The 6,073-nt window shown below is 72.5% G+C and carries 7 protein-coding genes and 1 pseudogene; 3 read left to right on the top strand and 5 right to left on the bottom strand.

The genetic code is table 11. The annotated features are described in order from the left end of the window. A pseudogene (locus tag ACTJK8_RS11780) lies at positions 1 to 131 on the top strand (porin family protein); the annotation flags it as partial. Between the two features lie 119 nt (positions 132 to 250). Here ACTJK8_RS11780 and ACTJK8_RS11775 read toward each other — a convergent pair. The 5 genes from ACTJK8_RS11775 to ACTJK8_RS11755 all read right to left on the bottom strand — a co-directional run bounded on the left by ACTJK8_RS11775 (position 251) and on the right by ACTJK8_RS11755 (position 4,693). Further along, entirely contained in the window at positions 251 to 664 is a 414-nt protein-coding gene (locus tag ACTJK8_RS11775; protein ID WP_012321169.1) for a VOC family protein, read from the bottom strand. Between the two features lie 24 nt (positions 665 to 688). Then, positions 689 to 868: a hypothetical protein gene (locus tag ACTJK8_RS11770; RefSeq protein ID WP_440761955.1), complete on the bottom strand. Its 180-nt coding sequence runs from the start codon at positions 866 to 868 to the stop codon at positions 689 to 691. Between the two features lie 131 nt (positions 869 to 999). Continuing rightward, complete coding sequence (locus ACTJK8_RS11765; RefSeq protein WP_012321171.1) at positions 1,000 to 2,322, bottom strand: MFS transporter; 1,323 nt, start codon at positions 2,320 to 2,322, stop codon at positions 1,000 to 1,002. 398 nt (positions 2,323 to 2,720) lie between these two features. Continuing rightward, positions 2,721 to 4,292, bottom strand: a complete 1,572-nt coding sequence (locus ACTJK8_RS11760) for an ABC transporter substrate-binding protein (protein ID WP_440761954.1) — start codon at positions 4,290 to 4,292, stop codon at positions 2,721 to 2,723. 95 nt (positions 4,293 to 4,387) lie between these two features. Further along, on the bottom strand, positions 4,388 to 4,693 hold the full coding sequence (locus ACTJK8_RS11755; protein ID WP_053622617.1) for a hypothetical protein: 306 nt from the start codon (positions 4,691 to 4,693) through the stop codon (positions 4,388 to 4,390). A gap of 170 nt (positions 4,694 to 4,863) precedes the next feature. Between ACTJK8_RS11755 and ACTJK8_RS11750 the strand changes: the two genes are divergently transcribed. Continuing rightward, a complete protein-coding gene (locus ACTJK8_RS11750) occupies positions 4,864 to 5,472 on the top strand; it encodes a PAS domain-containing protein (protein WP_440761953.1) in 609 nt (202 codons plus the stop codon). A gap of 240 nt (positions 5,473 to 5,712) precedes the next feature. After that, positions 5,713 to 5,958, top strand: coding sequence for a hypothetical protein (locus ACTJK8_RS11745; RefSeq protein ID WP_012321175.1), 246 nt, complete (start codon positions 5,713 to 5,715; stop codon positions 5,956 to 5,958). Positions 5,959 to 6,073: the final 115 nt, after the last annotated feature.

Genomic DNA, 6,073 nt, shown 5'->3' with positions numbered 1-6,073 from the left:
CCCGCAACCAGGGCGCGTTCGTCATCAACGCCGCCAACAACTTCCCGGTCGTCTACAGCGGCATCGGCCGCCGCTCCGACGAGTTCGCCGTCGTCCGCGCCGGCCTGAACTACAAGTTCGGCTCGTACTGAGACCACACCGCGACGGTCGCATCGCGACCGTCGCGCCGGACCGAACACGCGCGGGGCCGCTTCCGAGAGGAGGCGGCCCCGTCGCCGTTCGGGCGGCCGGATCGCGGCCCGGCGCCGCCTCAGTAGCCCTTCCAGAGGCCGGGAGTGGCCAGCTCGAGCAGGTGCCCGTCCGGGTCGCGGAAGTAGACGCTGACGCCGCCCCGCGGCCAGCGGGTACGGCCCTCGACGGCCACGCCGGCGGCCGCGAGATGATCCTCCCAGGACGCGAGGGCGTCCGCGTCGATCGAGAACGCGATATGGGCCGGGCCGCGGCCGTCATGGGGCGGGATGAGACCGCCCGGCGTCTCGATCGGCTGCAGGGACCCGCCTTCCGGGAAGAGCAGGAGGACGCCGCGGCCGCCGACGTCGAAGGCGCGCATGCGGAAGTCGGTGAAGAGGCAGCGCAATCCCATCGTGTCGCGGTAGAAGGCCTCGGCGCGGTCGAGGTCCGCGACGTACAGCGCCGTCTCCAAGATGGCGTTGAGCTGGGGCACGGCGATCTCCCGGCGGCGACTCGGTCACGGCCCGCCGGCGACCGCGCCGGCGATCACCATCAGCAGGGCCTCGAGGTCGATCCGCCCCGAGATCTGCGCGTAGCCCGGCTCCGACAGGTCGACCTGCGGCGCGGGATCCTCCGCCTCGGCCTGGCGCGTCAGTTCCGCCAGGATGGCGTCCCGCAAGGCGTCGTCGAGCTTCATGGGTCCGGCTCCCGCTCATCGCCGCGCCCGGCCCGCGGGCCCCGATCCGGTCCGGATCGGCCCCGCGCCGGGCGACGGCTGTACCGGAGCCAACCGGCCGGTCCCGGCCTCGGTTCGCCGCCCGGCCGGGCTCAGACGGTCGACGGCCGCGGCGTGCCCTGGTCCGGACGCGGGGCGCGGCCCGGCACCAGCGACAGGGCGGCCGAGAGCAGGGCGAAGATCACCAGGGGCAGAAGGCTCAAGGTGAAGCTGCCGGTCCCGTCCTTGATCGCGCCGATCAGGTAGGGCCCGAGGAAGCCGCCGAGATTGCCGACCGCGTTGATGGCCGCGATGCTCGCCGCCGCCGTGGCGGGCGGCATCTGCTCGGTCGCGAGCGCCCAGAACGGGCCCTTGAGCATGTAGACGCCCATGGCGGCGATCGTCAGCGCCGCCACGACCGGGCCGAGCCCCGAGAGGACCGTGCCGCCCGCGAGCCCCAGCGCGAGGATCAGGAACGAGAGCGCGAGGTGCCAGCGCCGCTCGGCGGTCCGGTCGCTGTGCCGGCCCCAGAGGACCATCGCGAGGGACGCGAACCCGTACGGGATGCTGTTCAGGAGCCCGGTCTCGACGTTGCCGAGGCCGAAGCTCTTGACGATCTGCGGCGTCCAGAACGACAGCCCGTAGCTGCTCGCCGTCGAGCCGAAGTAGATGGCGGCGAAGAGGGCGAGCCGCCGGTCGCGCAGGATGTCCCAGAGCGGCGGCTTCGCGGGCTGGCCGCGGCGGGTGTTGCGCGCGGCCTCGGCCCGGAGCTGCCGCTCCAGCCAGTCCCGCTCGGCCGCCGGCAGCCACGCCGCGTCCCGCGGCCCGTCCGGCAGGAACCACAGCACCGCCACGGCCAGGAACACCGCCGGCAGGCCCTCGAGGATGAACAGCCACTGCCAGCCGGCGAGGCCGAGCCCCGTCACGTTGAGCAGCGCGCCGGAGATCGGCGAGCCGAGGAACGACGAGATCGGGATCGAGATCATGAAGATCCCGATGATCCGCGCCCGGTAGGCGGAGGGGAACCAGTAGGTGAGGTAGAGGATGACGCCGGGGAAGAAGCCGGCCTCGGCGAGCCCCAGCAGGAAGCGCAGGCCGATGAACGACCACGGCCCCTGCACCAGCGCCATGGCGGCGGAGATCAGCCCCCAGGTCGCCATGATCCGGGCGATCCACAGCCGCGCCCCGAAGCGCTCCAGCATCAGGTTGCTGGGGATCTCCATCAGGAAGTAGCCGAGGAAGAAGATGCCGGCGCCCCAGCCGAACACGGTCGCCGACAGGCCGACATCGTGGTTCATCTGGATCGCCGCGAAGCCGACATTCACGCGGTCCAGGAAGGAGACGAAGTAGGCGAGGATCAGGAACGGCACGAGCCGCCAGCCGATCCTGCGCATCGCCGAGCGTTCCAGGGCGGCCTCGTCCAAGGAGCCTGTCATCGGGCCTATCCTCGCGGCGTGTCTCGGGGTCAGGCCGGCCCCCGCGGGGGTCCGGGTCGATCCAGGTCACGTCTCCGGGTCAGGGCCGGGCCCGCGCGGGGCGGGACGGCGCCGGGCGCCGCCGCGCGGGCGGGCGGCGGGCAGGCGCGGCGTCTCGGGCTTCCTCGCGGGCCGGTCATCTCTGGTCGTGACCTGTGCCGACCCTGCTTAACCCGCGGCCGCCGCGGCTGGGAAGCGCCGCCGGGCTTCAACGGCGCGGATCTGTCGAGGGGGCGGCGAAGCGACCCGGGGCAGCCCGGCATCCGCGGGCGCGGTGCCGCTGGACTGCTTCGCTGCGCCCGCAACGACGGGCGGCGCGGGCGTCTCTCGACCGCTCGCACCGCCTACAGACCTCGCCCTCAGGCCTTCTTGACGTTCCAGAACACCGGCACGCCGTCGAGGACACCGGTCAGGGACGGCTTGTACGAGGTCTGGTTGAAGTACTGCCCGAGGGGCAGGTAGGGCAGGTCGACGAAGGCCTGCTGCTGGAGCTCACCCGCGAGCCGCTTGCGCGCGGCGGTGTCCGGGGCGTCCAGCCACTGGTCCCGCAGGGCCTCGATCTTCTCGCTGGTGGGCCAGCCGATCGCGGCGCTCTGGCCCGTCCCGCGCAGGAAGGCGCTGACCGCCGGATTCGCCTGGTCGAGCCCGGCCCAGAAGGTGCAGAAGGCGCTCCAGCCGCCCTGGGCGACCGGCTCCTTCTTGGCGCGCCGCTGCACCACCGACCCCCAGTCCATGACTTGGTAGTCGACGTTGAAGCCGGCGCGGGTGAGCATGTCGGCCGCCACGTCGGCGAGCGCCTTCAGGCTCGGGAAGTCCGAGGCGCCCATCAGCACCACCTTCTCGCCCTTGTAGCCCGCCGCCGCCAGCGCCGCCTTGGCGCCCGCGTAGTCGCGCTTGCGCGTCAGGACGTCGAGGCCGACATCGCTCGCCATGGGCAGGCCCGGGCAGAAGAAGCCGGTCGGCACGTGGATCAGCTTGGGATCGGTCCCGGTCACCGCCTGCATGAAGTCGGTCTGGTCGACGACCTTCAGCAGCACCTGCCGGATCGCCGGATTGTCGAAGGGCGGCTGGAGCTGGTTCATCCGCAGGCAGCCGATCAGGCCGGTCGGATCGGTGATCCGCGTCGTCAGGCCGCCGAGGGTCGGGACGAGATCGGCCGGCGGCTGCTCCCACCAGTCCATCTCGCCCGTCTGCATGGCCGAGGCGGCGGTGGCCTGATCGGGGATGACGTGCCACTCGACCCGGTCGACGAAGGCGCGCTTCGGGCCCGAGGTCCATTGCGGCTCGCCGCCCTCGCGGGGGACGTAGCCGGCAAAGCGCTCGTAGACCACCCGGGCGCCGACCACGCGCTCGTCCGCCTTGAAGCGGAACGGGCCGCTGCCGACCATCTCGGTCACCTGCGTGAACGGGTCGGTCCTGGCGAGACGCTCCGGCATGATGGCGCAGATCGAGGAGCCGACCTTGCCCAGCGCGTCCGGCAGGAGCGCGAAGGGCTTCTTCAGCCGGAACTGGATCGTCCGGTCGTCCGGGGCCGAGAGCTCGTCCGTGTAGGCCATGAGGGTCTGGCCCATCGCGTCGCGCTTGCCCCAGCGCGCGACGCTCGCCACGCAGTCGCGGGCCAGCACCGGGCTGCCGTCGTGGAAGGTCAGCCCGGGCCGCAGGGTGAGGCGCCACAGCTTGCCGTCGTTCTCCACCGTGTGGCCCGCCACCATCTGCGGCTGGGCGGCGTAGCCGGCATCGGTGCCGTAGAGCGTGTCGAAGACGGCGAGCCCGTGGTTCCGGGTGACGTAGGCGGTCGTCCAGATCGGATCGAGCACCGTCAGGTCGGCCTGCGGGATGAACTTGAGCGTCCGGGCGGCGCTGCCCTGCGCCAGGGCCGGTGCCGCGAGGGCGGCGCCCGACAGGGCCATGAAGGATCGTCTGTTCAGCATGCCGACTCGCCCAAGCGTTGCAGTCCCGCGGAGGTTAGCACGTGGCGGGCCAAGCGCGTCACGGGCGCGTCACGGGCGTATCACGGGCGTGCCGGTCAGCGTGCCGCCGCCAGATCCTGCACGAGGGTCAGGACGCGGCGGCGAATCTCGGGATCGTCGATGCGCCTGTAGGCGTGCAGCAGGGCGTCGGCCTCGTCGGCACGCCCGCCGGCGACGGCGGCGCCGCGCTCCGCACCCTGCGGGCCGTACAGGGAGGCGGCCGGAACCTGCAGCGCCTCGGCGATCCGCCGCAGCAGCCGCCCGGCCCCCGGCGCGTGCGGCAGGGCGGAGCGCTGGAACAGGTCGTCCTCCGGCGCCGCGTCCCCGGAGGATCTGCCCCGGACAGGTGATTTCGATCCCATCGGCGGTCAGGCTCTGGCGCGCGGGCTGGCTTGAGCATTCATAATACAGAAGACCATCGGCACGCGAGTGGCCAGCACGCAACAGTTGCATAAATGCGTCAAAGAACTCTTGAGGTTGCAGCTACCGTCCCCGTAGACCGACCGGCTCGGAACCGCACACGCCCATCGCCATGCCCAAGACCCGCGCGCCCGTCGGTCAGACCTGCATCGAAGCCTTCCAGATCGCGCTCGATTCCGCCGACATGATCGGGCACTGGGCGTGGGATCCCGCGACGGACCGCGTGCGGGTCGACGCCCTGGTGGCGCTCCTGTTCAAGGTCGACCCGACCGAGGCGGAAGCCGGGATCCCGATGGCACACTACGAGGCGGCCATCCACGCCGACGACCGCGACCGCGTCGTCGGCCTGGTCCGCCGCAGCGTCGCGGCGGGGAGCTCCTACGTCGCCGAGTACCGGGTGATCTCCGTCGACGGCCGGACGCGCTGGGTCCTGGCGCGCGGCCGCTTCACCAGCGACCGTGACGGCCGGCCGACGGGCGGGCGCGGGATCCTCGTGGACATCACGGCGTTGCGCGCGGGCGAGGAGACCGGCGGCGCGGCCGCGCCCGGCACCGGCGAGACGCCCCTGGACCGGGCGGTCGAGTACGCCCTCGCCGCGCAGCGGGCCCTCGCGGCGCTGGGCGATCCGGCCCTGAAGGCCGAGGCGGACGCGCTGCTGATGGCGCTGGGGCGGCGGCTGGCCCGGCGGCAGGTCGCCGAGCGGCGCCGGCTCCTGAACTGAAGCTTGGCCGCGGCGAAGCGGCGGCAAACACTGGATCCGCACCGACAGTGATCGGCCTTTTTCCGTGCAAAGCGGGGACGAACAAGCTTTCGTCAAGATAACGACTTTATTGGCGGCGAGCAGGTGCGGGACCGGATGCCGGCAGCGGCGTTGCCGGAGCCCCGTCCTCACCCGAGCGTGCCGCGCGCGCGCCGTTGCCGTCCGAACCCCGGCGGGATTCGGATTTCCGGGATCGTCGTCATGCATTTCACCGTCACCGCACGCCTGTCCGCGCGCCGGTTCGCCTACCAGCACGCCTCGGTCCTGACCGCCCTGGATCAGGGCATGAGCCTGATCGCGGCCGGCATGGCCGAGGTGACGATCACGGACGGCAGCGGCGAGGCCCGGACGCCGGCCGCGCTGTACCAGTCCCTGTTCGGGGCGCCCGGTCCCCTGCGGCGCCACCCGGCACACGGGCAGGCACACGGGCAGGCGCGGGCCGCCTGATCGCGAGAGACCTGATCGCGCGGCGCCCGTCCCGCAACAGATCACCCCGTGCCCGGGCGGTGCTCGGGCGTACACGACTTCCGTTTCACGACCCGAGGCCTGGAAAGGACCGCGG

Source organism: Methylobacterium sp. 22177, from assembly GCF_052045615.1.
GTDB lineage: Bacteria > Pseudomonadota > Alphaproteobacteria > Rhizobiales > Beijerinckiaceae > Methylobacterium > Methylobacterium radiotolerans.
This window is presented reverse-complemented; position numbering and strand designations above follow the sequence as displayed.